The organism is Streptomyces spinosus, from assembly GCF_020400655.1.
Lineage (GTDB): Bacteria > Actinomycetota > Actinomycetes > Streptomycetales > Streptomycetaceae > Streptomyces > Streptomyces argyrophylli.
Genome location: NZ_JAINRC010000001.1, coordinates 246,696 through 270,548 on the forward strand (window position 1 = coordinate 246,696; position 23,853 = coordinate 270,548).

The following is a 23,853-nucleotide window of genomic DNA, read 5'->3' on the forward strand; positions in this document are numbered from 1 at the left end:
TCCCCACGGGTCGGTTCCGTGATCGGGATATCGCGGGGACCGGGAGCGGGGCAAGGGTCTGGTGGCCACCTTCACGAGATGTACGGTCCCCGGTCGCCCCGGGCGGCGCGCGGTCCGCGCGTCGCGCCTGGAGTCAGCGGCCGGTGGTGACGGTCTGCTCGAACCAGACGGTCTTTCGGTGTCCGCTGGCGCTGGCGCCCCACTCCCGGGCCAGCCGGCTGACCACGCGCAGGCCCCGGCCCGACTCGTCGTGGGGGCCGGCGCTCAGCATGGCGGGCAGGGCGGGTTCGTCGTCGGTGACCTCGAACAGCAGGGCGTCCGTGCGGACCACACGCAGCCCGATCCGGTCGCTCTCCGCGTGCCGGACGGCGTTGGTGACGACCTCGCTGACCAGGAGCTCGGCGGTCTCAACGGCATGCGAGAGGCCCCACTGAAGGAGGCGTTCACGGACCAGGCGGCGGGCCCGGGCCACCTCGCGCGGCTCGGCGTCGAGCCGCCACTCGGCGACGTGCTCGTCGGGGATGCCGTTGAGGCGGGCCATGAGCAGGGCGACGTCGTCCTTGCGTCCGCCGCGGGTGTTCAGGGCGCGGATGATGGTGTCGCAGGCGTCGTCCATGGAGGCCGCGGGGTGGGCGGCGGACTCGCAGAGCGCGGCGAGGCCCTCGCCGATGTCGGATCCGCGCACCTCGACCAGGCCGTCGGTGCACAGCACCAGCCGGTCGCCGGGCGCGACCTTGACCCGCCTGACCTCGAAGGGGACGCCGCCGACGCCGATCGGGGCTCCGGTGGGCAGTTCGAGGAGTTCGCTGCTGCCGTCCTCGGCGCGGACCAGCACGGGCGGGATGTGGCCGGCGTTGGCGAGGGTCAGCTCGCCGCGGATCGGGTCGTACACGGCGTACAGGCAGGTCGCGAGGTAGGTGTCGCCGAGCCTGCGGGCCAGGTCGTCCAGGTTGCGCAGCAGCTGGGCGGGCGGGGTCTCCATCGCGGCCATGGTCTGCACGGCGGTGCGCAACTGGCCCATCATCGCGGCGGAGTTGAGGCCGTGGCCCATGACATCGCCGACCACGAGGGCGGTGCGGGAGCCGGGCAGTTTGATGGTGTCGAACCAGTCGCCGCCGATCCGGCCGAGCCGGGTGCCGGGCAGGTAGCGGGTGGCGATGTCGCAGCCGGGCATCCGCGGGGTGACCTGCGGCAGCATGCTGTCCTGAAGGGTGTCGGCGACGTTCTCCTGGTAGGTGTACATGCGGGCGTTGTCCAGCACCAGGCCCGCGCGGGCGGCGAGTTCGGCGCCGGTGGTGCGGTCCATGTCGTCGAACTGCGGCCGGTCGGGGCGGCGCATCAGCACCATGAAGCCGAGAACGACGTTGCGCGCCTTGAGCGGGACGATGAGCAGCGACCGGCCGCGGATGAGGGGCCGCAGGTCGCGCTTCTCGAACTCGCCGGAGATCCGCTCGGACAGCTCCTCGGTGACCCTCGGGACGAGCACCGGCTCGCCGGTGACCATGCACTTGTAGAAGGGGGTGTGCTCGGGGAAGGCGAAGGCCTCGCCGACGGGCACGGTGTCGTCCCAGCGGCCCGGTTCGTCGTTGTGCTCCACCCAGACGCGGAACATCACGGTGCTGGCGTCCGGCGGGCCGTCCGGGAAGCCTTCGCCCGCCAGCACCGCGGCGCGCAGATGGGTGCCGGCGAAGTCCGCGAACCGGGGCACGGCGGCGCTGGTGACCTCGCGGATGGTCTCGCCGAGGTCCAGGGAGGAGCCGATGCCGGAGCTGACCTCGTTGAGGAACTCCAGCCGCTCACGGACGGCGGCGTACTCCAGGTCCTGCTCGGCGCCGGCCGGGACCACGGCCACGGCCCGCTGGCGCGGTACCGCGGTCTTCTCGGCGCGGGTGCGGCCCGGGCGGCGGGGCACGCCCCAGTACGGGGTCACGGGCACCCGGTCGTACTGGCTGAACTCCAGCACCGGATAACCGAGTTCGAGGACCTGGGCGACGATGCGGGTGCTGAGTCCCGGCCCCATGTTGGGCAGGATCTCGGGCAGCCGTCGTTCGAGTTCCTCCGGGGCGGGCAGTTCGGTGTGGCGGGCCAGGCCGGGCGAGATGCGTTCGGCGGTCTCGTCGTCGTAGCCGCGTTCGTCGCGCAGCCGGGTGGCGTCGGCGGCGAGCACGAGCAGCCGGGCGGGCCCCGGGCCGACCAGCGGGTAGGCCCACCACAGCACGTCCAGCCGCTCGCCGTCGGGCGTCTGCGGGGGCGGACGCAGGCGGGCGCGGCCGGTCGTGGCGTAGCCGGTGTGTCCGCCGAGCGACGTCTCCAGGTCGCGGGCGGGTCCCGCGTCCCACGCGTCGAACGCGTCGGGCGCCGGACCGTCCTGGGGGTCCTCCGGCAGGGTGCCGGAGACGGGCAGCAGGTCGGCCGCGGGCTGTCCGACGGCGTCCTCGCGGCTCACGCCGAACAGGCGCCGTGCGCCGGTGCTCCAGTGGGACACCAGTCCGGCTCGGTCGACGACGACCACGGCCAGCGGAATCCGGCCCGCGGCGGTGTCGCCGACGCCGCGCCCGGGAGGTGTGTCCCGCTCGCTGCCACGGTCCATGGCCCAGGCCCTCTCTCCCCACGGCTGTCCGCAAACGATCTGTGCCGCCCGCCACTACGGTAAGACGACCGCCGGTCGCGATGTGGGGCAATCCTGTAATTGGTCGCGGCGGATCGCTCCGGCGCGGCGGCGGGCGCCCCGCTCAGTCCTCGTGGCCCAGCTGGAGGTCCCGTTCCGTCCGGCCACCCCCCGCGACCTGCAACACCGTGGCGACCGGCGGGTAACCTGCGGCGATGACGGTGTACTCGCCGGAGGAGAGATCGACGAACCGGAACGTTCCGTCGGCTCCGGTGGTGAGGGTGTCGACGACGTTGCCGGCGGCGTCGAGCAGGGTCACGCGCGCGTCCTCGACGGGCCGTCCGCCGCTCGCCCGGACGGTGCCCCTCAGTACGGCGCCGCCCGCGAGCTCGACGTCCTGCCGGGTCTCCCGGGAGGCCTGCACGGTGACCGGGAGCGCGGCGGGCCGGAAGGCGGGCGCGCTGGCGGCGAGGGTGTACTCGCCCGCGACCAGTTCCGTGATCACGTAGCCGCCCTCGCGCCCGCTGCGGGTGCTCGCGACGACCTCGCCGTGCACGTTGGTGAGGGTGACGGTGGCGTCGCGGACGGGGCTGCCGTCGGCGGTGAGCACGCTGCCGGCGAGGCGGCCGGCGCCGCCGAGGACGACGTCGAGTTCGACGGGGCGTTCGCCGACGGTGACGGAGACGGCCTGCGGCTGGTGCCCGCCGGCGGCGGCGATGAGCACGTACGACCCGGAGCCGGGCGTGCTGAGCGCGTACCGCCCGTCGTCGCCGCTGGCGCCCCGCCCGATCTGCTGTCCGGCGACGTCGATGAGGGTGAGGGCCGCGCGGGGCACCACGGTGCCGTCGGGGTGCTGCACGGTGCCGCAGACCGGGACCCCGGCGGCGTAGGGCGCCCGGGCACCGGGGATCGAGGCGGTCACGGTCTGCGGCTCCGTTTCGGCGGTGTTGTGGGACACCAGTGGTTTCTCCTTGAGGAAGAAGGCGATGAGCAGGCCGAGGGCGAGCACCGGGACCAGGTAGAGGAAGATCCGGGGCATCGCGTCGGCGTAGGCGCGGATGTAGGCGTCGCGCAGGGCCGGGGGCAGCGCGTGGACGAGCTGCGGGGTGATCGAGTCGGCGGCGGGCAGTCCGCTGCCCGCGCGCGGGGGCAGTTCCTCGCGCAGCGAGGAGGTGAGCCGGTCGGCGAAGAGGGTGCCGAAGACGGCGGCGCCGACGCTGCCGCCGATCTGCCGGAAGTAGTTGTTGGCGCTGGTGGCGGTGCCGAGGTCGGCGGGGCGGACGGAGTTCTGCACGGCGAGCACGAGGACGGGCATGACCAGGCCGATCCCGGTGCCGAGGACGGCCATCCAGACGCTGTAGTGCAGCCGGGGCGTGTCGGTCTGAAGCCGGGACAGCAGCCACATGCCGACGGTGGCGACGGCGCAGCCGAGCACGGGGTAGATCTTGTAGCGGCCGGTGCGGCTGATGAGCTGTCCGCCGATGATGGAGGCGCCGACGATCCCGGCCATCATCGGCAGCATCAGCAGCCCGGACTCGGTGGCGCTGGCGCCGTCGACCATCTGCAGGAAGGTCGGCAGATAGCTGGCGGCGCCGAACAGGGCGACGCCGATCACCAGGCCGACCAGGCTGCTGAGGGTGAACACGGGGTCGCGGTAGAGCCTGAGCGGGATCAGGGGTTCGGCGGCGAAGCGCTCGGCGACCAGGAAGAGGACGGTGGCGAGGAGGGCGCCGGCACCGAGGCCGAGGATCTGCCGGGAGCCCCAGGCGTACTCGGTGCCGCCCCAGCTGGTGAGCAGGACCAGGCAGGTCGAGGCGGCGGCGAGCAGCAGGGTGCCGAGGACGTCGAGCCGGGCGCGCGTGCGCGGCCTCGGGAGTTTGAGGACGACGGCGATGACGGCCAGGGTGACCAGGCCGAAGGGGACGTTGACGTAGAAGCACCAGCGCCAGGAGAGGTGGTCGGTGAAGTAGCCGCCGAGCAGTGGTCCGGCGACGGAGGCGAGACCGAAGACGGCGCCGATCAGGCCCATGTACCGGCCGCGTTCCCGGGGCGGCACGATGTCGGCGATGATCGCCTGCACCCCGATCATGAGGCCGCCGGCGCCGACGCCCTGGACCGCGCGGAAGGCGATCAGCTGGTCCATGGTCCCGGCCCGGCCGGCGAGGGCGGAGCCGAGGACGAAGACGGCGATGGCGAACTGGAAGACGCCCTTGCGGCCGATCAGGTCGCCGAGTTTGCCGTAGACCGGCAGGCCGATGGTGGAGGTGAGCAGGTAGGAGGTGATCGCCCAGGACATCTTGTCCAGGCCGTGCAGCTCACCGACGATCTTCGGCAGGGCGGTGGCCACGATCATCTGGTCGAGGGCGGCCAGCAGCAGGGCCAGCATCAGCCCGAGGAACACCAGCCGCACCCGGCGGGGCCCGATGCCCGCGGGCGGCGCGGGAGGCGGCGGTGCGGCCGCGGTCTCCTCGCCGGCGGCCGGTGCCGCGACCGGCTCGGGCTTCACCAGTGTCGTCCCGCCCACGTACCGCTCCCCTCGTCACACTCGTTCACATTTCCCGCGTAAGGCGACAACTGCGAACAACTGCGGCGAGTTACGGCACGATCCGTTACGGACCGGAGATGCACTCGAACCGGTGAAGGGGCCGACCGGCGGTCAACCCCCCTTCACCGACGGGCGCTTGGGCTACTTCTCGACCTCGGCGGCGAGCCTGGCGAGCAGGGCGTCGTAGATCCGGCCGAGGCCCTTGGGCGCGAACGTCTTCTCGAAGAAGCCGCCGATGCCGCCGGCGCCCTGCCAGGTGGTGGTGACGACCACGCGCGAGGAGCCCTCGCCGGCGGGGGTGACGCGCCAGGTGGTGACCATGGAGGAGTTGCGGTCCTTCTCGACGAGCTCGCCGTCGGTGGGCTCGCTGACCTCGAGCAGGCAGTCGCGCACCCGCTTGCTGGTGGCCTGGAGCTTCCAGTGGACGAGGGTGCCCTCGCCGTCGCCGCCCTCACGCACCTCGTACTCGCTGAACTGCTCGGGCAGCAGCCTCTGCCGCGTGCCGCGGTAGTCGGCGAGGGCGTCGAACACCTTCTCCGCGTCCGCCGCGACGACCCGCTCCGTAGTGGCCTCGACCTGCGCCATTGCGTTCCTCCACGACCTGGTTCCTCGGGGTTGGGGCAAGCCAACCACCCCGGCGCCCGGCCGCCCAAATCGGGGTTCGCACGATCATGGGAACGTTTGTTCTATTGTGTGGGCAGCGCGAGCGAGGAGGCGTCATGCGCTGGGAGAACCTCACAGACGAGAGCGAACACGGCCGGGCCGCCGACACCGCGCTGTTCGGCGCGGACGCCGTCACCACCCGGACCTTCGACACGCCCGAGTTCCAGGGCATCACCTTCCACGAGGTCCGGGCGCGCTCGGTGCTGAACCGGGTGCCGGGTGCCTCGCGCATGCCGTTCGAGTGGACGGTCAACCCCTACCGGGGCTGCACGCACGCGTGCGTCTACTGTTTCGCCCGCAAGACGCACAGCTACCTGGACCTGGACACGGGCATCGGCTTCGACTCCCAGATCGTGGTCAAGATCAACGCGCCCGAGGTGCTGCGCCGCCAGCTCGGCTCCCGCCGCTGGCAGGGCGACCACGTGGCGATGGGCACCAACGTCGACTGCTACCAGCGCGCCGAGGGCCGCTACCGGCTGATGCCGGGCATCATCTCGGCGCTCACCGACCACGCCAACCCGTTCTCGATCCTCACCAAGGGCACCCTGATCCTGCGCGACCTGGACCTGCTGGTCCGGGCCGCGGAGGTGACGGACGTGGGCGTCTCGGTGTCCGTGGGCTTCCTGGACGCCGAGCTGTGGCGCACGGTGGAGCCGGGCACGCCCGCGCCCGAGCGCCGGCTGGACGTCGTCCGCGCCTTCGGGGAGCACGGGATCGGCTGCGGGGTGCTGATGGCGCCGGTGATCCCGTTCCTGAGCGACCACCCGGCCCAGCTGCGGGCCACGGTACGGGCCATCGCGGCGGCCGGGGCCACCTCCGTCACACCGCTGGTGCTGCACCTGCGCCCCGGCGCCCGCGAGTGGTTCATGCACTGGCTCGGGCAGCACCATCCGCACCTGGTGCGGCGCTACGAGCGGCTGTACGCGGAGGGCGCCTACGCGCCCAAGTGGTACCAGCGCCGGATCACCCGCCAGGTGCACGAGCTGGCGCAGGAGTACGGCATCGGGCCCGCGCGCGCGGGGCTGGCCCGGCGGATCCGCCCGGCCGAGCCGGCACCGGCCCCCACCGGGGAGGAGCCGGTCCAGCTCAGTCTCCTGTGAGGACGCCCGGGCCGTGCCCGGCCCTGCCACCACGATGCGGGCCTCCGCCACCAGGGCCGCGCGAACGCTTCGGCAACGGGGCCGTCCGCTCGGGGCGTTGTCAGTGGGAGGGGCCATCATGGGGGTCATGGACGAGACGACTCGCGGCGGGGATGGACCGCTCCGCGCCCCCGCCCCGGGCGGTGGTGGCCCCCCGGCAGGTGCCCTGACGGTCCGGGAGATGACCCTGGCCGACTGCGACCGTGTCTCCGGGATACGGGTCCGCGGCTGGCAGCACGCCTACCGGGGGCTCATGCCGCAGCCGTACCTGGACCGGCTCAGCGTCGGCGCGGACGCCGAGCGGCGCCGGGCCCGGTTCGCCGAGGGCAACGGCTCCGTGGTGAACCTGGTCGCCGAGCGGGACGGCGCGGTGGTCGGGTGGGCGGCGTACGGGCCGTACCGGGACGGCGGGAGACGCACCGGCGACGCCGAGCTGTACGCGCTCTACGTGGATCCCGCCCGGCTCGGCGGCGGGATCGGGCGGGCGCTGCTGACCGAGTCGGCCGAGCGGTGCCGGGCGTATCCCCGCATGTTCCTGTGGGTCCTCAAGGAGAACGCCTCCGCCCGCCGCTTCTACGAGCGCGCGGGGTTCCGGCCCGACGGGGCCGAGGAGCCCTTCGAGGTGGACGGCGTGGCGGTGCCCGAGGTGCGGTACGTGCGGACGCTGGGCGGCTGACCGGACGTCAGCTCGGCTGCTGCTCCGGTATCCGCGCCAGCGCGTGCACCGCGGCCTCGGCGAGCGCGGGGTGCGCGAGGGCCTCGGCGAGGACCCGCCGGGCGCGGGCGTCACCGAGCGCGCCCAGGCCCTCCACGCAGGCGAGGGCCACCCGGCGGTAGGGGTCGTGCGGGCGCAGCCGCCGCTCCAGCGTGGTGATCAGCGCGGGCACGGACTCCGGGGCGCGCAGGGCGACCAGGAGCCGTACCGGGTGCAGGGCGTAGGCGACGCGGAGTTCGTTGGTGGCGAGGGCCGCGGCGGCCCGGGCCGTGCGGGGGTCGCCGAGCCGGGCGAGGGCGTGCGCGGCGGAGGCGCAGCGCGGCGGGTCGCGGTGGTTGAGCAGCAGCACCAGGGACTCGAAGGCGCGCCGGTCGCCGCCCCGGCCGAGGCGGAACGCGGCCAGCTCCCTGGCCCACAGGGGCTGTCCGGGCGCGGTGAGCACCTCCGCCAGTTCGCCGTGGTCCCCGGTGGCCAGCAGGTGCTCGAACGCGGCCGAGCCGCCCGACTCCTGCCGTAAGCGCTCCGTGAGCGATCGCAACTCTTCGTCCACGAGGTCCAGCGTAGGCGGGTGACGGCGGACGAGGGGAGCCACCTCACAAAGTCGGTTCCCGCGCGGGACTAGCGCGCTCGTTACCCGCCGGTTAAGCTCATACGAGCGAGTAACCCTCTCGCATCTCCGCTGGCGACGGTTTGGTGACGCGGCCGTCGCGAGCGAGCAGGTCGGTTCGGTACGCCGTGTGTACCGCAGTACGACCCGGCTTCGGGACAGAGCCGGTCGGAAGTTCCGCCGCTCCCGGGCGTGTGCACGCCCGTGGCGCCGGCGCCCCCGGGCGTGTGCGCTCGCAGCCCGGCAACACCCGCACTCTCCCGCTCCGCGGTGCGCCCTCCGGCGCACCCGGCGCGCTCCTCGTCGTCACCTCATTCCTGGAGTCCCGCGATGGCCACTCCCCTGTCCGACTCAGCTCTGTCCCCGCTCAAGACGATCGCCGTGGTCGGCCTCGGCACCATGGGCACCGGCATCACCGAGGTCCTCGCGAAGGCCGGCCGCGAGGTGATCGGCATCGACATCAGCGAGGCGCGGACCGCGCAGGCCCTCGCCGCGCTGGAGGCCGCCACCGCCCGCGCCGTGGCCCGCGGCCGGCTCACCGAGGAGGAGCGTGCCCGCGCGCTGGCCCGGGTCCGCACCGCGACCGACCTCACCGCGGCGGCCGACGCCGACCTCGTCATCGAGGTGGCCCCGGAGTCGTACGAGATCAAGCACCAGATCTTCCGCGAGCTGGACGGCATCGTCCGCCCGGAGACGATCCTCGCGACCGGCACCAACGCGCTGTCGGTGACCCGGCTGGCGGCCGACTCCGCCCGTCCCGAGCGCGTCCTCGGACTGCACTTCTTCAACCCGGCGCCCGCGATGCGGCTGGTGGAGGTCGTCTCCTCGGTGCTGACCGCGCCGCAGGCCGTGGCCGCCGTCACCGACCTCGCGATCGAGCTGGGCAAGGAGCCGGTCGCGGTCGGCGACCGGCCCGGCTTCGTCGCGGACGGGCTGCTGTTCGGCTACCTCAACCAGGCCGCCGCCATGTACGAGGCCAGGTACGCCTCCCGCGAGGACATCGACGCCGCCATGCGGCTCGGCTGCGGCCTGCCCATGGGCCCGCTCGCCCTGCTGGACCTGATCGGCGTCGACACCGCGCGGACGGTCCTGGAGGCCATGTACGCCGAGTCCCGGGACCGGCTGCACGCCCCCGCGCCGATCCTCAAGCAGCTCAGCGAGGCGGGCCTGACCGGCCGGAAGGCCGGGCGCGGCTTCTACACCTACGAGGCGCCGGGCAGCGGGACGGTCGTGCCGGACGCGCTGACCCCGGCGGCGGGCGCCTCGCCGGTCGCGGGCCGCGAGGTGCGCTCGGTGGGCGTCGCCGGCTCCGGCACCATGGCCTCCGGCATCGCCGAGGTGTTCGCCAAGGCCGGTTACGACGTCGTCCTGGCCGCCCGCAGCGAGGAGAAGGCGCAGGCCGCCAAGGCCCGTATCGGCAAGTCGCTCTCCCGTTCCGTCGACAAGGGCCGGCTGACCGCCGAGGCCGCCGCCGGGATCCTGGACCGGATCACGCCGGCCGGCTCCTACGACGCCTTCGCCGAGGTCGACCTCGCGGTCGAGGCGATCGCCGAGGACCTGGAGGTCAAGCGGCAGCTGTTCGCCGCGCTGGACAAGGTGTGCAAGCCGGGCGCGGTCCTGGCCACCACCACCTCGTCGCTGCCCGTGGTCGCCTGCGCCCGCGCCACCTCGCGCCCGCAGGACGTGATCGGCATGCACTTCTTCAACCCGGCACCGGCGATGAAGCTGGTCGAGGTCGTGCGGACGGTGCTGACGGCGGACGACGCGCACGCGACCGTGCGCGAGGTCTGCGCGAGGATCGGGAAGCACGCGGTGGACTGCGGCGACCGCGCCGGTTTCATCGTGAACGCGCTGCTGTTCCCGTACCTCAACAACGCGATCAAGATGGTGCAGGAGCACTACGCGTCCCTCGACGACATCGACGCGGCGATGAAGCTGGGCGGCGGCTACCCGATGGGCCCGTTCGAGCTGCTGGACGTGGTCGGGCTGGACGTCTCGCTGGCCATCGAGAAGGTGCTGCACCGGGAGTTCCGCGACCCCGGTCTCGCCCCGGCACCGCTGCTGGAGCACCTGGTGGCCGCGGGCTGCCTCGGGCGCAAGACCGGCCGCGGCTTCCGCGAGTATGCCCGCCGCTGACGGCGTCGGCGACTGGTCCCGGACGGAGCCGGAGTGGGGCGGGCTGCTCGACCCGGGCGGCCCTGCCCCGCCCGCCCGGCGCGGCGGCCCCCCGTCCCCCGGGGGCGGGGGACACCCCGGACCTGCGCATCGGGCCGCGCGCATGCAGTACGTTCGGGTCATGTCCCAGCCCGCCAAGTCCTCACGTACACCAGCTACGCCCGACGCGCCGGAGAGTGCCGCAGGCAGCCGCGCGGCCGCCCAGCGGCTCAAGATGCGCCGGGAACTGGCGGCAGCAGCCATGGAGCTGTTCGCGACCAAGGGGTACGAGGCCACCACCGTCGACGAGATCGCCGCCGCCGCCGGAGTCGCCCGGCGGACCTTCTTCCGCCACTTCCGCTCCAAGGAAGAGGCGATCTTCCCGGACCACGACGACACGCTGATCCGCGCGGAGGCGGTCCTCAACGCCGCGCCCGCACACGAGCACCCGCTCGACACCGTGTGCCGGGGCATCAAAGAGGTCATGAAGATGTACGCGGCGCGGCCGGAGATCTCGGTCGCCCGCTACAAGCTCACCCGCGAGGTGCCCACCCTGCGCGAGGCCGAGATCGCCTCCGTGGCCCGCTACGAGCGCCTGTTCACGCGGTATCTGCTCGGCCACTTCGACGAGCACGCGCACGCCGACGACGCCAACGACGATCCGCTGCTGGCCGAGGTCGCCGCCTCCGCGGTCGTCACCGCGCACAACCACGTCCTCCGGCGCTGGCTGCGGGCGGGCGGGCAGGGCGACGTGGAGGCCCAGCTGGACCACGCCTTCGCCATCGTGCGCAAGACCTTCGGTACGGGGATCGGGGCGGGCCGCGGCACGGCTCCCCGGCCGGCCGCCCCCGCGCCCGCGGCGGCCTCCGTCGAGGGCGAGGTGCTGGTGACCGTCGCCCGCACCGACGCGCCCCTGGAAGAGGTCATGCGCACCATCGAACAAGCTCTCAAGGAACGCTGACCCGCCCTTCCCCGCTGTGACAACGGCCACCCTCCGGGTGGCCGTTTTTGCATGTCAGCGCCCTTTTTGAGGCGCCACGGGAGGCCCGTTCGATCGATCATCGCTCATCTGTCAAGTAAAGATTTCATCTGAGAGCACGTTCTGGCACTCAGTGCCTTGCGGGGTGACACGCGGTGTCATACGTTGGAGGAGTCCGGGCGGCCGGCGAGCAGAGACCATTCGCTCGCCGGCTGTCCCAGCAAGCCCACGGCCTGCGCGCCCGGACGCCTGCGTCACAGGCAACCTCCCGCGCCACAAAGCGCTGCCGAAGCACCACCGAGCCGAACCGACGGCACACCCTCACCACCCTCAGCAGCACTGACAGCACCGACGAATCCTTTAGGCGCCCTTCCCTCAGGGCGCTCACCCGCCGGAGGCAACACCGTGACCGTGAAGGACATCCTGGACGCGATCCAGTCGAAGGACGCCACGTCCGCCGACTTCGCCGCCCTGCCGCTCCCCGACTCCTACCGGGCGATCACCGTCCACAAGGACGAGACGGAGATGTTCGCGGGCCTGGAGACCCGCGACAAGGACCCGCGCAAGTCGATCCACCTGGACGAGGTCCCCGTCCCCGAGCTGGGCCCGGGCGAGGCCCTGGTGGCCGTCATGGCCTCCTCGGTGAACTACAACTCGGTGTGGACCTCGATCTTCGAGCCGGTGTCGACGTTCGCCTTCCTGGAGCGCTACGGCAGGCTGTCGCCGCTGACCAAGCGCCACGACCTGCCGTACCACATCATCGGCTCCGACCTCGCGGGCGTCGTCCTGCGCACCGGCCCCGGCGTCAACGCCTGGCAGCCCGGTGACGAGGTCGTCGCGCACTGCCTGAGCGTCGAGCTGGAGTCGCCCGACGGCCATGACGACACCATGCTCGACCCCGAGCAGCGCATCTGGGGCTTCGAGACCAACTTCGGCGGTCTCGCCGAGATCGCCCTGGTGAAGACGAACCAGCTGATGCCCAAGCCGAAGCACCTCAGCTGGGAGGAGGCCGCGGCCCCGGGCCTGGTGAACTCCACCGCCTACCGCCAGCTGGTCTCCCGCAACGGCGCCGCCATGAAGCAGGGCGACAACGTCCTGATCTGGGGCGCGAGCGGCGGCCTCGGCTCGTACGCCACGCAGTTCGCGCTCGCCGGCGGCGCCAACCCGATCTGTGTCGTCTCCTCGCCCCAGAAGGCGGAGATCTGCCGCGCGATGGGCGCCGAGGCGATCATCGACCGCAACGCCGAGGGCTATAAGTTCTGGAAGGACGAGCACACCCAGGACCCCAAGGAGTGGAAGCGCTTCGGCAAGCGCATCCGCGAACTCACCGGCGGCGAGGACATCGACATCGTCTTCGAGCACCCCGGCCGCGAGACCTTCGGCGCCTCCGTCTACGTCACCCGCAAGGGCGGCACCATCACCACCTGCGCGTCCACCTCGGGCTACATGCACGAGTACGACAACCGCTACCTGTGGATGTCCCTGAAGCGGATCATCGGCTCGCACTTCGCCAACTACCGCGAGGCGTACGAGGCCAACCGCCTGATCGCCAAGGGCAGGATCCACCCGACGCTGTCGAAGACGTACTCCCTGGAGGAGACCGGCCAGGCGGCCTACGACGTGCACCGCAACCTGCACCAGGGCAAGGTCGGCGTGCTGTGCCTCGCCCCCGAGGAGGGCCTGGGCGTGCGCGACGAGGAGATGCGCGCCAAGCACATCGACGCCATCAACCGCTTCCGGAACGTCTGAGAACCGGGAGGTCACAGATGACAGAGCGTCAGAAGGACCGGCCGTGGCTGATGCGGACGTACGCCGGTCACTCCACGGCGGAGGCGTCCAACGAGCTGTACCGGCGCAACCTCGCCAAGGGCCAGACCGGTCTGTCGGTGGCGTTCGACCTGCCGACGCAGACCGGCTACGACCCCGACCACATCCTCGCGCGCGGCGAGGTCGGCCGGGTGGGCGTGCCCGTCGCGCACCTCGGTGACATGCGCCGGCTGTTCCAGGACATCCCCCTGGAGCAGATGAACACCTCGATGACCATCAACGCCACCGCCATGTGGCTGCTGGCGCTCTACCAGGTCGTCGCGGAGGAGCAGGGCGCGGACATCACCAGGCTCCAGGGCACGACCCAGAACGACATCGTCAAGGAGTACCTGTCCCGGGGCACCCATGTGTTCCCGCCGGAACCCTCGCTCCGCCTGACGACGGACATGATCGCGTACACGGTCTCCCACATCCCGAAGTGGAACCCGATCAACATCTGCAGCTACCACCTGCAGGAGGCCGGGGCCACGCCGGTGCAGGAGATCGCGTACGCGATGTCCACCGCCGTCGCCGTCCTCGACGCCGTGCGCGACTCCGGTCAGGTGCCGCCGGAGCGCATGGGGGACGTCGTCGCCCGCATCTCCTTCTTCGTGAACGCGGGGGTCCGCTTCATCGAGGAGATGTGCAAGATGCGCGCCTTCGGCCGCATCTGGGACAAGATCACCCGGGAGCGGTACGGCATCGAGGACCCCAAGCAGCGCCGGTTCCGCTACGGCGTCCAGGTCAACTCGCTCGGCCTGACCGAGGCGCAGCCCGAGAACAACGTCCAGCGGATCGTGCTGGAGATGCTGGCGGTCACCCTCTCCAAGGACGCACGCGCGCGTGCCGTGCAGCTTCCCGCCTGGAACGAGGCGCTGGGCCTGCCCCGGCCCTGGGACCAGCAGTGGAGCCTGCGCATCCAGCAGGTCCTCGCCTACGAGAGCGACCTGCTGGAGTACGACGACATCTTCGAGGGCTCGAAGGTGATCGAGGCCAAGGTGGACCAGCTGGTCGAGGACACCCTGGCGGAGATCGGCCGCATCCAGGAGATGGGCGGCGCGCTGGCCGCCGTGGAGTCCGGCTACCTCAAGTCGCAGCTGGTCGCCTCGCACGCCGAGCGCCGGGCACGGATCGAGTCCGGCGACGAGAAGATCGTCGGCGTCAACGTCTTCGAGGGCACCGAGCCCAACCCCCTCACCGCCGACCTGGACACGGCCATCATGACGGTCGATCCGGCGGTGGAGGCCCGCGTCATCGAGTCGCTCCAGCACTGGCGGGACACCCGCTACCAGCCGCCCTTCAACCACCCGCGTCCGTGCAAGGCGCTGGAGCGGCTGAAGGAGGCCGCCAAGGGCACCGACAACCTGATGGAGGCGACCCTGGAGTGCGCCCGCGCCGGGGTCACCACCGGCGAGTGGGCGGGCGCCCTGCGCGAGGTGTTCGGCGAGTACCGGGCGCCCACCGGGGTCTCCTCCGCGCCGGTGGCCGTCGCCGCCGAGGCCGGCTCGGCGCTCGCCGAGGTCCGCGCCAGGGTGGACGCCACCGCCCGAGAGCTGGGCGTCGGCAAACTGCGTTTCCTGGTCGGCAAGCCGGGCCTGGACGGGCACTCCAACGGCGCCGAGCAGATCGCCGTCCGCGCGCGGGACGCCGGCTTCGAGGTGGTGTACCAGGGCATCCGGCTGACGCCCGAGCAGATAGTGGACGCGGCCCTGGCCGAGGACGTGCACGCCGTGGGCCTGTCGATCCTGTCCGGTTCACACGCCCGGCTGGTCCCCGATGTGCTCCAGAGGCTGCGTGTGGCCGGTGCCACAGATATACCGGTGATCGCCGGTGGCATCATCCCAGGCGGTGACGCCGAGCAGCTGAGGGAAGCGGGAGTGGCCGCCGTCTTCACTCCGAAGGACTTCGACATCACCGGGATCATCGGCCGCATCGTCGACGAGATCCGCACAGCGAACAAGCTCGACCCCCTGGAGGTCCCCGCATGACGTCCCCTGTCAACCGCCTTCGCCCGCGGCGCTCCTGCCTGGCCGTACCGGGCAGCAACCCGCGCTTCCTGGAGAAGGCGCAGGGCCTCCCCGCGGACCAGGTCTTCCTGGACCTGGAGGACGCGTGCGCGCCGCTCGCCAAGCCCGAGGCGCGGCACACCATCGTCAAGTTCCTCAACGAGGGCGACTGGACGGGCAAGACGCGGGTGGTCCGGGTCAACGACTGGACGACCGAATGGACGTACCGGGACGTCGTCACGGTGGTGGAGGGCGCGGGTCCGAACCTGGACTGCATCATGCTGCCGAAGGTGCAGAACGCCCAGCAGGTCGTCGCCCTGGACCTGCTGCTGACGCAGATCGAGAAGACGATGGGCTTCGAGGTCGGCCGGATCGGCATCGAGGCGCAGATCGAGAACGCGCAGGGCCTGAACAACGTCAACGAGATCGCGCAGGCCTCCCCGCGCGTGGAGACCATCATCTTCGGCCCGGCCGACTTCATGGCCTCCATCAACATGAAGTCCCTGGTCGTGGGCGAGCAGCCGCCCGGCTACCCGGCGGACGCCTACCACTACATCCTGATGAAGATCCTGATGGCCGCCCGCGCCAACGACCTCCAGGCGATCGACGGCCCCTACCTGCAGATCCGCAACGTCGACGGCTTCCGCGAGGTCGCCGGCCGCGCCGCCGCGCTGGGCTTCGACGGCAAGTGGGTGCTGCACCCCGGCCAGGTCGACGCCGCCAACGAGGTCTTCTCGCCGTCGCAGGAGGACTACGACCACGCCGAGCTGATCCTGGACGCGTACGACTACTACACGTCCGAGGCGGGCGGCAAGAAGGGCTCCGCGATGCTCGGCGACGAGATGATCGACGAGGCCAGCCGCAAGATGGCCCTGGTCATCGCCGGCAAGGGCCGGGCCGCCGGCATGCGGCGCACCAGCACGTTCGAGATCCCGGAGGCGTGACGGCGATGCAGTTCGGACGCACGTACGAGGAGTTCGAGGTCGGGGCGACGTACAAGCACTGGCCGGGCAAGACGGTCACGGAGTACGACGACCACCTGTTCTGTCTCCTCACCATGAACCACCACCCGCTCCACATGGACACCAACTACGCCGAGAAGACGACCGACTTCGGCAAGAACGTGGTGGTCGGGAACTACATCTACTCCCTGCTGCTCGGCATGTCCGTCCCGGACGTCTCCGGCAAGGCGATCGCCAACCTGGAGATCGAGTCGCTCAGGCACGTGGCGCCGACCTTCCACGGCGACACGGTCTACGGCGAGACGACCGTGCTGGACAAGTGGCCGTCGAAGTCGAAGGGCGACCGCGGGATCGTCTACGTCGAGACCAAGGGCTACAAGCAGGACGGCACCCTGGTGTGCGTCTTCCGCCGCAAGGTGATGGTGCCCACCGAGACGTACATCAAGGAGCGCGGCGGCGAGCAGCCGGGCCGCCCCGAGCTCGAGGAGCAGGAGAAGTAGCCATGGCCCGTCTCGCCCAGACCGCCGGTCTGACCGACGTCCAGCAGGAGATCCTCTCCACCGTCCGGGACTTTGTCGACAAAGAGATCATTCCGGTCGCGACCGAGCTGGAGCACCGCGACGAGTACCCCCAGCAGATCGTGGACGGCCTGAAGGAGCTCGGCCTCTTCGGCCTGATGATCCCCGAGGAGTACGGCGGCCTGGGCGAGTCGCTGCTCACCTACGCGCTGTGCGTGGAGGAGATCGCCCGCGGCTGGATGTCGGTGTCCGGCATCATCAACACCCACTTCATCGTCGCGTACATGCTCAAGCAGCACGGCACGCAGGAGCAGAAGGACCACTTCCTGCCGAGGATGGCGGCCGGCGACATCCGTGGCGCCTTCTCGATGTCGGAGCCCGGGCTGGGCTCGGACGTGTCGGCGATCACGTCGAAGGCGGTCAGGGACGGCGACGAGTACGTCCTGAACGGCCAGAAGATGTGGCTGACGAACGGCGGCACGTCCTCGCTCGTGGCCGTTCTGGTCCGCAGTGACGAAGGACACCCCGAGGGCACGGCGCCGCACAAGTCGATGACGACCTTCCTGGTCGAGAAGGAGCCGGGCTTCGGCGAGGTCCGCCCGGGCCTCACCATCCCCGGCAAGATCGACAAGATGGGCTACAAGGGCGTCGACACGACCGAGCTGATCATGGACGGACTGCGCGTTCCGGCCGATCGGGTGCTCGGCGGGGTCACCGGCCGAGGTTTTTACCAAATGATGGACGGCGTCGAGGTGGGTCGCGTCAACGTGGCGGCGCGCGGCTGCGGCGTCGCCCAGCGCGCCTTCGAGCTGGGGGTCCGCTACGCCCAGCAGCGGCACACGTTCGGCAAGCCGATCGCCCAGCACCAGGCCATCCAGTTCAAGCTGGCGGAGATGGCGACCAAGGTCGAGGCCGCGCATGCGATGATGGTCAACGCGGCACGCAAAAAGGATTCCGGGGAGCGAAACGACCTGGAAGCGGGGATGGCGAAGTACCTCGCCTCCGAGTACTGCAAGGAGGTCGTGGAGGATGCCTTCCGGATCCACGGCGGCTACGGCTTCTCCAAGGAGTACGAGATCGAGCGCCTCTACCGCGAGGCCCCGATGCTGCTCATCGGTGAAGGCACCGCCGAGATCCAGAAAATGATCATCGGGCGCAGGCTGCTCGAAGAGTATCGATTCCAGGGCTGATTGTCCGGGTACGGGGTGTTTTCTTCGAGAAGAAGATCACACCCCGTAGACACTCTTCGGCCGCCGACTCGGCTTCCTGGCTTGCCCAGTTGTGGCCCGCGACCGGTACGATCCCGGGAAAGCCGCCGTCCCCCGTCAGAGCGCGGCATCATCCGCTACGAAGGTCATCCATGCCCCACAGCCAAACCTCTGCACCTCGCGACAGCCGAGCCGGCGTACGCCTCGCGCGCGGAGCATCGCCGTGGCTTCTCCCGACCGTCGCCACCGCAGCCCTCAGCCTGGCCCGCGCTCGCCGCTCGGGCGTCGCCAAGGCCGTCGCCGTGCCCGCCACCGCGCTCGCGGCGGGCATGCTGTGGTTCTTCCGCGACCCCGAGCGCGAGATCGCCCCGGGCCGGGTCATCTCGCCCGCCGACGGTGTGGTGCAGAGCATCATGCCGTGGAAGGACGGGCGTACCCGCGTCGCCATCTTCATGAGCCCGCTCAACGTGCACGTCAACCGCGCGCCCCTCGCGGGCACCGTAACGTCCGTCGAGCACATCCCCGGCGGCTTTGTTCCGGCTTTCAACAAGGAGAGCGAGAACAACGAGCGCGTAGTCTGGCATTTCGACACCGAACTCGGCGACATCGAGATGATCCAGATCGCCGGCGCGGTGGCCCGCCGCATCGTGCCCTACCTCCCCCAGGGCACGAAGGTCGAGCAGGGCGACCGTATCGGTCTGATCCGGTTCGGCTCGCGTGTCGACCTCTACCTGCCCGAGGGCGTGGAGGTCGCGGTCGAGGTCGGCCAGAAGACCGTGGCTGGGGTGACTCGCATTGACCGTGATTGATCCGGAGACCCAGGCGGGCTGGGTGCCCGAGGCGGACGAGGTGGACGACGAGGAGGAGATGCCTCTTTCTCTCCGCCTGTCGATAGCGGACACCCTGACGCTGGGCAACGCCACGTGCGGCTTCATGGCGGTGTACTTCACCACCACCGGCATCCTGATCCCGCACCTCACCGGCAGCCAGGAGTCCGGCATGGCCCGCCACAGCGCGGCCACGGCGGTCATCCTGATGCTCTGCGCGGCGGTCTTCGACCTGTTCGACGGGCTGGTGGCCCGCAAGCTGCGCTCGTCCCCGATGGGCGCGGAGCTGGACAACCTGTCCGACCTGATCAGCTTCGGCCTCGCGCCCGCGTACTTCGTGCTCGTCTACGGCATGGTCGCCGACGACGCGCACCAGCGGGTCGCGGCGGTGGGCGCGATCGTGGTGCTGCTCGCCGTGGTGCTCAGACTGGCCCGCTTCAGCTGCGTGACCATGAAGGACGGCATGTTCCAGGGCATGCCCTCGCCGTTCGGCGCGCTGACGGTCGTCTCGATCGTGCTGCTGGAGCTGCCGTTCGTGGCGACGCTGCTGGCGATCCTCGGGACCGCCTGGCTGATGGTGAGCCGGGTGGAGTACCCGAAGCCGCGGGGCCGTCTCGCGGGCGCGATGCTCTCCTGGATCGTGCTGTCGATGGGGCTGCTGGCGGCGTGGGCCTTCGACGCGCCCAGCGGACAGCTGCTCCTCCAGACGGGCTGCGCGCTGCAGCTGGTGATGGGCGCGGTGATTCCGCTGTTCGCCACCGCGCGGCGGGTGAACAACTTCCGCGACAACCGTCGTGAGGCCCGTGCGGCACAGTTGCCGTAGCGGTACGTGGACGAGGGGCCCCCTACCCGGGTCGGGTAGGGGGCCCCTCGTTCGTGCCGCCGATCAGTGGCCTCGGGCCAAGTGGTCCTCGGCCAGCCGCGCCGCGACCCGTTCCAGGATCGGCCCCGCGTCCGCGATGCACCTGGCGACGTCGGGCTCGACGGATGTCAGGGGGTAGGCCCGGGCGATGCCGGCCCGCAGCAGCGCCTCCGCCGGCAGCGCCAGCCGCCCGCACACCGCCACGACCTCCTTGCCCGCCGCACGCGCCGCCGCGGCGACCCCCGCCGGCGCCTTGCCGTGCAGCGTCTGCTCGTCGAGCGACCCCTCCCCGGTGATCACCAGCGAGGCCCGCTCCAGGGCGGGCGCGAAGCCCAGCACGTCCAGCATCACCTCGATGCCGGGGCGGAACCGCGCACCGAGCAGCAGGGCGCCGTAGCCGATGCCCCCGGCCGCACCCGCACCCGGCGCCGCAGCGTACTCGGCGGCCCGCGGCCCGGTCTGCGCCTCCAGCACCTTCGCGAAGTGGGCCAGCGCCGCGTCCAGCGTCTCCACGTCGTCCGGCGAGGCCCCCTTCTGCGGGCCGTACACCGCCGGCGCGCCCTTCGGACCGGTCAGCGGGTTGTCGACGTCGCTGGCCAGTACCAGCTCGACCGAGGACAGCCGCGGGTCGAGGCCGGACAGGTCCGCCCGCGCCAGGCCGGCGAGTCCGCCGCCGCCCGGCGGCACCGGCTCGCCCCCCTCGGTGAGGAACCGCGCGCCCAGCGCGGACAGCATGCCCGCGCCGCCGTCCGTCGTCGCGCTGCCGCCGACGCCGAACACGATCGTCCGCGCGCCCGCGTCCAGCGCGGCGCGCAGCAGCTCCCCGGAGCCGTACGTCGAGGCGGTCAGCGGCGCGAAGACCCCGGCCGGCAGCCGTTGCAGGCCGCTCGCCTCGGCCATCTCCACCACCGCCGTGCCGCCGCGCAGCGCGAAAGCGGCCGTGACCTCCTCGCCGAGCGGCCCGGCGACCCGCACCTCCCGGCGCTCGAACCCGGCCGCGACCGCAGCGTCCACGGTCCCGTCGCCGCCGTCGGCCACGGGCAGCGCCTCCACCCGGAGATCCGGCACGACCCGGCGCAGCCCGGCCGTCACCCGCTCGGCGACCTGCACGGCCGTCAGCGAGCCCTTGAACTTGTCCGCGGCGATGAGCACCCGACGGGTCTCGTTCCCTGCAGCGTCCGCCACCTTGTCTTCCCCTTGCTCTCCGGGCCCCGGGCACGCCAGGGCCAGTCGCGCCGCTGTGACCATAACCGCAGGACACCCCCGCCGTCATGCCCCGCCCGGACCGTGGTCGAGCCGCTGGGAGACGGCCGGGCGAAGTGGGTACACCCCTGCCATGAGCACGCAGCGCAGCGGTCCGGACCTGGCCGACCGCGTCCACGGCGGCTGGCTCGGCCGGATCGCGGGCAACATGCTCGGCAAGCCGGTCGAGCAGGGCGAGGTGTGGACGCGCGACCGCATCGACCGCTACCTGCGCCGGGCCGCGGCCCTGCCGCTGACCGACTACCTGCCCGAGCCTGCCGACGCGGAGGAGGCCGCCGTCCTGCGCCCGGAGTGGCGCGCCTGCGTACGCGGCCGGATCCACGGCAGCTGCCGGGACGACGACGTCGACTACGCGATCCTCGGTCTGCACCTGCTGGAGACCCACGGCTTCGGCTTCAGCACCGAGCAGGTCGGCGACCTGTGGCTGCTCAGACTGCCGTACCTGCAGACCTTCACGGCGGAACGGGCCGCGTACCGCAACCTCGCCAACGGGCTGAAACCGCCGCTGACGGCGACGTACGACAACCCCTACCAGGAGTGGATCGGCGCGCTGATCCGCGCCGACGTCTACGGCTGGACCTGTCCCGGCGATCCCGTCCGGGCCGCCGGTCTGGCCCGCCGGGACGCGGTGCTCTCGCACACCGGCAACGGCGTGTACGGCGCGATGTGGGCCGCCGCGCTGATCTCGGCCGCGTTCACCGCCCCGGGTGTCCGGGACGCCCTGGACACCGCGCTCTCGGTCGTCCCGGCGAGCAGCCGGCTGGCCCGGACCGTGCGGCGGGTGGCGAGCCTGCACGAGGCGCGGCTGCCCTGGGAGGAGACCCTGGCCACGGTGTCCGCCGAGACCGCGGGGCTCGGCTGGATCCACACGGTCCCGAACGCCGCCGTCCTCACCGCCGGACTGCTGTACGGCGACGGGGACTTCACCCGGACCATCGCCCTGACCGTGCGCGGCGGCCTGGACACCGACTCCAACGGGGCGACGGCCGGGTCGGTGGCCGGGGTCCTCACCGGGGCGCGGGCCATTCCGGCGCGCTGGCGGGACCCGCTGGAGGACACGGTGCGCAGCGCGGTGTTCGGCTTCGACGGCGTACGGATCAGCGCGCTGGCCGAACGCACCCTGCGCCTGGTGACGAGCGGGACGTAGCCGGCAGCCGGCTGGTTACCCTTCCCCAATGACCACGACCCAGGATTTCGCCGCGTACATCGCGAGCCTGCCCCGTGTCCTCGCCGGGGCCGCCGCCCTCTTCCGGGACGCCGAGGGGCGGGTGCTGCTCGTCGAACCCAACTACCGTGACGGCTGGGCCCTTCCGGGCGGGACCATCGAGTCCGACGCCGGGGAGACGCCGCGCCAGGGCGCCCGCCGGGAGACGCTGGAGGAGATCGGGCTCGACCGGGAACTCGGCAGGCTGCTGGCCGTGGACTGGGTGCACGGCGCGGGCCGGCCGCCGCTGGTGGCGTACCTGTACGACGGCGGTGTCCTGACCGCGGACGAGCTGAAGGCCATCCGGCTCCAGGAGGAGGAGCTGCTCTCCTGGCGCCTGGTGGCCCGCGAGGACCTCACCGCCCATCTGCCCGGGGCGCTGGGCCGTCGCGTGCTGGCCGCGCTGGACGTCCTCGCGGACGGCTCCGGCACGGCGGAGCTGGAGAACGGCCACCGCGTGGCCTGACCGCCCGGCCCGCCGTGCGGCCGGTGGTTATCCGCTCGCGGCGGCCACGCCGCCCGCCCTACCCTCGGTGCCATGGCCAAGCCCCTCGTCGCCCTGCTCAGCGGGGCCGGTATCTCCACCGACTCCGGCATCCCGGACTACCGCGGGCCGAACGGACTGTGGCGGCGCGATCCGGAGGCCGAGAAGCTCGTGACGTACGAGTACTACATGACGGACCCGGAGATCCGGCGGCGGTCCTGGCGGATGCGCCGCGAGAACGGGACGCTCCAGGCCCGGCCGAACGCGGCGCACCGGGCCGTCGCCGAACTGGAGAGGTCCGGCGTCCCGGTCCGGGTCATCACGCAGAACGTGGACGGCCTGCACCAGCTCGCCGGTATGCCCGCCCGCAAGGTGCTCGAACTCCACGGCAGCGCCCGCGCCGTGGTGTGCACCGGGTGCGGGGCCCGGGGGCCGATGGAGGACGCCCTGGCCCGGGTGGAGGCCGGCGAGGCGGACCCGCCGTGCCTGGAGTGCGGCGGCATCCTGAAGCCGGCGACGGTGATGTTCGGCGAGCGGCTGGATCCGGTGGTCCTCGGGCAGGCCGTGGCGGTCACCAAGGCCTGCCAGGTGTTCATCGCCGTGGGCAGCAGCCTCCAGGTGCAGCCCGCCGCCGGTCTCGCCGCCGTGGCCGCCGACCACGGCGCACGCCTCGTCATCGTGAACGCCGAGCCGACTCCCTACGACGACCGGGCCGACGAGGTCGTCCGGGAACCGATCGGCACCGCGCTGCCCGCGCTCCTGGGCACGCTGAGCGGCTGAGGACGCCCGGCCGGCGCCGTCGGCGCGGGGGTCAGAACAGCACGGCCCCCCGTTCGAAGTCCAGCAGGCGGCGCTTGCGGTCGAGGCCGCCGCCGTAGCCGGTGAGGCTGCCGTCGGAGCCGATCACACGGTGGCAAGGGACGATGATGCCCACGGGATTGCGGCCGTTGGCGAGGCCCACGGCGCGGGAGGCCCGGGGGTTGCCGAGGGCGTCGGCCAGTTCGCCGTAGGTGCGGGTCTCGCCGTACGGGATGGCGCTCAGCTGCTGCCAGACGCAGCGCTGGAACGGTGTGCCGTGCAGGCCGAGCCGGACGGTGAACTCCTTGGTCTCGCCCGCGAAGTACGCCGTCAGCTGCTCGGCCGTCTCGGCGAAGACGGGCAGGCTGTCGTCGCGCGGGCCGAACCGCTCCTCGCCGGGGCGGTGCCGCTGGTCCACCATGTACAGGCCGCACAGGGCGCCGTCGGCGTCGGCGACGAGGGTGAGCGGCCCGTAGGGGCTGTCGATCACGGTGTGGTGGTTCAT

General features: G+C 72.0%; 20 protein-coding genes. 14 read left to right on the forward strand and 6 right to left on the reverse strand.

All coding sequences use genetic code 11. The features are described 5' to 3' along the window. Window positions 1-133: 133 nt before the first annotated feature. The 3 genes from LG395_RS01035 to LG395_RS01045 all read right to left on the reverse strand — a co-directional run bounded on the left by LG395_RS01035 (window position 134) and on the right by LG395_RS01045 (window position 5,738). Complete coding sequence (locus LG395_RS01035) at window positions 134-2,590, reverse strand: ATP-binding SpoIIE family protein phosphatase (RefSeq protein ID WP_225808080.1); 2,457 nt, start codon at window positions 2,588-2,590, stop codon at window positions 134-136. Between the two features lie 142 nt (window positions 2,591-2,732). Beyond that, window positions 2,733-5,132, reverse strand: coding sequence for an MFS transporter (locus LG395_RS01040; RefSeq protein WP_171151156.1), 2,400 nt, complete (start codon window positions 5,130-5,132; stop codon window positions 2,733-2,735). 162 nt (window positions 5,133-5,294) lie between these two features. Beyond that, entirely contained in the window at window positions 5,295-5,738 is a 444-nt protein-coding gene (locus LG395_RS01045) for an SRPBCC family protein (RefSeq protein ID WP_171151158.1), read from the reverse strand. Between the two features lie 134 nt (window positions 5,739-5,872). Here LG395_RS01045 and LG395_RS01050 point away from each other — a divergent pair, with 134 nt between their 5' ends. Both LG395_RS01050 and LG395_RS01055 read left to right on the forward strand, forming a co-directional pair. Continuing rightward, window positions 5,873-6,916 carry an Rv2578c family radical SAM protein gene (locus LG395_RS01050; protein ID WP_225808081.1) on the forward strand — a complete coding sequence of 348 codons (1,044 nt, stop codon included), beginning with the start codon at window positions 5,873-5,875 and terminating at the stop codon, window positions 6,914-6,916. Window positions 6,917-7,136: 220 nt separating this feature from the next. After that, window positions 7,137-7,631 (forward strand): GNAT family N-acetyltransferase, encoded by a 495-nt coding sequence (locus LG395_RS01055; protein WP_225808446.1) that lies wholly within the window; start codon window positions 7,137-7,139, stop codon window positions 7,629-7,631. Between the two features lie 7 nt (window positions 7,632-7,638). Here the strand turns inward: LG395_RS01055 and LG395_RS01060 are convergent, their stop codons facing one another. Beyond that, on the reverse strand, window positions 7,639-8,220 hold the full coding sequence (locus tag LG395_RS01060) for an adenylosuccinate lyase (protein WP_225808082.1): 582 nt from the start codon (window positions 8,218-8,220) through the stop codon (window positions 7,639-7,641). Window positions 8,221-8,607: 387 nt separating this feature from the next. Here LG395_RS01060 and LG395_RS01065 point away from each other — a divergent pair, with 387 nt between their 5' ends. The 9 genes from LG395_RS01065 to pssA all read left to right on the forward strand — a co-directional run bounded on the left by LG395_RS01065 (window position 8,608) and on the right by pssA (window position 19,560). Next, window positions 8,608-10,413, forward strand: coding sequence for a 3-hydroxyacyl-CoA dehydrogenase family protein (locus LG395_RS01065; protein WP_225808083.1), 1,806 nt, complete (start codon window positions 8,608-8,610; stop codon window positions 10,411-10,413). 160 nt (window positions 10,414-10,573) lie between these two features. Further along, window positions 10,574-11,392, forward strand: coding sequence for a TetR family transcriptional regulator (locus LG395_RS01070; RefSeq protein WP_225808084.1), 819 nt, complete (start codon window positions 10,574-10,576; stop codon window positions 11,390-11,392). A 429-nt stretch (window positions 11,393-11,821) separates the two neighbouring features. Then, window positions 11,822-13,159 (forward strand): crotonyl-CoA carboxylase/reductase, encoded by a 1,338-nt coding sequence (gene ccrA / locus LG395_RS01075; RefSeq protein WP_225808447.1) that lies wholly within the window; start codon window positions 11,822-11,824, stop codon window positions 13,157-13,159. Window positions 13,160-13,176: 17 nt separating this feature from the next. Then, on the forward strand, window positions 13,177-15,204 hold the full coding sequence (locus LG395_RS01080) for an ethylmalonyl-CoA mutase (protein WP_171151169.1): 2,028 nt from the start codon (window positions 13,177-13,179) through the stop codon (window positions 15,202-15,204). Then, a complete protein-coding gene (locus LG395_RS01085; RefSeq protein WP_171151171.1) occupies window positions 15,201-16,166 on the forward strand; it encodes an HpcH/HpaI aldolase/citrate lyase family protein in 966 nt (321 codons plus the stop codon). The genes LG395_RS01080 and LG395_RS01085 overlap by 4 nt, the downstream gene beginning before the upstream one ends. A 5-nt stretch (window positions 16,167-16,171) precedes the next feature. Next, a complete protein-coding gene (locus tag LG395_RS01090) occupies window positions 16,172-16,684 on the forward strand; it encodes a MaoC family dehydratase (RefSeq protein ID WP_171151173.1) in 513 nt (170 codons plus the stop codon). A gap of 2 nt (window positions 16,685-16,686) precedes the next feature. Beyond that, window positions 16,687-17,892, forward strand: a complete 1,206-nt coding sequence (locus LG395_RS01095) for an acyl-CoA dehydrogenase family protein (protein ID WP_030346775.1) — start codon at window positions 16,687-16,689, stop codon at window positions 17,890-17,892. A 170-nt stretch (window positions 17,893-18,062) separates the two neighbouring features. Continuing rightward, entirely contained in the window at window positions 18,063-18,719 is a 657-nt protein-coding gene (locus LG395_RS01100) for a phosphatidylserine decarboxylase (protein WP_171151175.1), read from the forward strand. A 22-nt stretch (window positions 18,720-18,741) separates the two neighbouring features. Beyond that, entirely contained in the window at window positions 18,742-19,560 is an 819-nt protein-coding gene (gene pssA / locus LG395_RS01105; RefSeq protein ID WP_014675980.1) for a CDP-diacylglycerol--serine O-phosphatidyltransferase, read from the forward strand. Between the two features lie 63 nt (window positions 19,561-19,623). Here pssA and LG395_RS01110 read toward each other — a convergent pair whose 3' ends face one another. Further along, a complete protein-coding gene (locus tag LG395_RS01110; protein WP_225808085.1) occupies window positions 19,624-20,784 on the reverse strand; it encodes a glycerate kinase in 1,161 nt (386 codons plus the stop codon). 151 nt (window positions 20,785-20,935) lie between these two features. Between LG395_RS01110 and LG395_RS01115 the strand changes: the two genes are divergently transcribed. The 3 genes from LG395_RS01115 (at window position 20,936) to LG395_RS01125 (ending at window position 23,330) form a co-directional block, all read left to right on the forward strand. Beyond that, on the forward strand, window positions 20,936-22,009 hold the full coding sequence (locus LG395_RS01115; RefSeq protein ID WP_171151179.1) for an ADP-ribosylglycohydrolase family protein: 1,074 nt from the start codon (window positions 20,936-20,938) through the stop codon (window positions 22,007-22,009). Window positions 22,010-22,037: 28 nt separating this feature from the next. Next, window positions 22,038-22,532: an NUDIX domain-containing protein gene (locus LG395_RS01120; RefSeq protein WP_171151181.1), complete on the forward strand. Its 495-nt coding sequence runs from the start codon at window positions 22,038-22,040 to the stop codon at window positions 22,530-22,532. Between the two features lie 72 nt (window positions 22,533-22,604). Continuing rightward, entirely contained in the window at window positions 22,605-23,330 is a 726-nt protein-coding gene (locus LG395_RS01125) for an SIR2 family NAD-dependent protein deacylase (protein ID WP_225808086.1), read from the forward strand. 31 nt (window positions 23,331-23,361) lie between these two features. On the opposite strand, the gene LG395_RS01130 is transcribed toward LG395_RS01125, so the two are convergent. After that, the gene (locus tag LG395_RS01130; protein WP_225808087.1) at window positions 23,362-23,853 is read right to left on the reverse strand and encodes a methylated-DNA--[protein]-cysteine S-methyltransferase; all 492 of its coding nucleotides are present in this window, start codon (window positions 23,851-23,853) and stop codon (window positions 23,362-23,364) included.

Bases quoted from the DNA above. Each gene is read 5' to 3' on its own strand.
- LG395_RS01090 (WP_171151173.1), top strand. From the start codon at position 16,172: ATGCAGTTCGGACGCACGTACGAGGAGTTCGAGGTCGGGGCGACGTAC.
- LG395_RS01100 (WP_171151175.1), top strand. From the start codon at position 18,063: ATGCCCCACAGCCAAACCTCTGCACCTCGCGACAGCCGAGCCGGCGTA.
- LG395_RS01035 (WP_225808080.1), bottom strand. From the start codon at position 2,590: ATGGACCGTGGCAGCGAGCGGGACACACCTCCCGGGCGCGGCGTCGGC.
- LG395_RS01065 (WP_225808083.1), top strand. From the start codon at position 8,608: ATGGCCACTCCCCTGTCCGACTCAGCTCTGTCCCCGCTCAAGACGATC.
- LG395_RS01055 (WP_225808446.1), top strand. From the start codon at position 7,137: ATGACCCTGGCCGACTGCGACCGTGTCTCCGGGATACGGGTCCGCGGC.
- LG395_RS01085 (WP_171151171.1), top strand. From the start codon at position 15,201: ATGACGTCCCCTGTCAACCGCCTTCGCCCGCGGCGCTCCTGCCTGGCC.
- LG395_RS01095 (WP_030346775.1), top strand. From the start codon at position 16,687: ATGGCCCGTCTCGCCCAGACCGCCGGTCTGACCGACGTCCAGCAGGAG.
- LG395_RS01070 (WP_225808084.1), top strand. From the start codon at position 10,574: ATGTCCCAGCCCGCCAAGTCCTCACGTACACCAGCTACGCCCGACGCG.
- LG395_RS01080 (WP_171151169.1), top strand. From the start codon at position 13,177: ATGACAGAGCGTCAGAAGGACCGGCCGTGGCTGATGCGGACGTACGCC.
- LG395_RS01120 (WP_171151181.1), top strand. From the start codon at position 22,038: ATGACCACGACCCAGGATTTCGCCGCGTACATCGCGAGCCTGCCCCGT.
- LG395_RS01045 (WP_171151158.1), bottom strand. From the start codon at position 5,738: ATGGCGCAGGTCGAGGCCACTACGGAGCGGGTCGTCGCGGCGGACGCG.
- LG395_RS01115 (WP_171151179.1), top strand. From the start codon at position 20,936: ATGAGCACGCAGCGCAGCGGTCCGGACCTGGCCGACCGCGTCCACGGC.
- LG395_RS01125 (WP_225808086.1), top strand. From the start codon at position 22,605: ATGGCCAAGCCCCTCGTCGCCCTGCTCAGCGGGGCCGGTATCTCCACC.
- LG395_RS01050 (WP_225808081.1), top strand. From the start codon at position 5,873: ATGCGCTGGGAGAACCTCACAGACGAGAGCGAACACGGCCGGGCCGCC.
- LG395_RS01130 (WP_225808087.1), bottom strand. From the start codon at position 23,853: ATGAACCACCACACCGTGATCGACAGCCCCTACGGGCCGCTCACCCTC.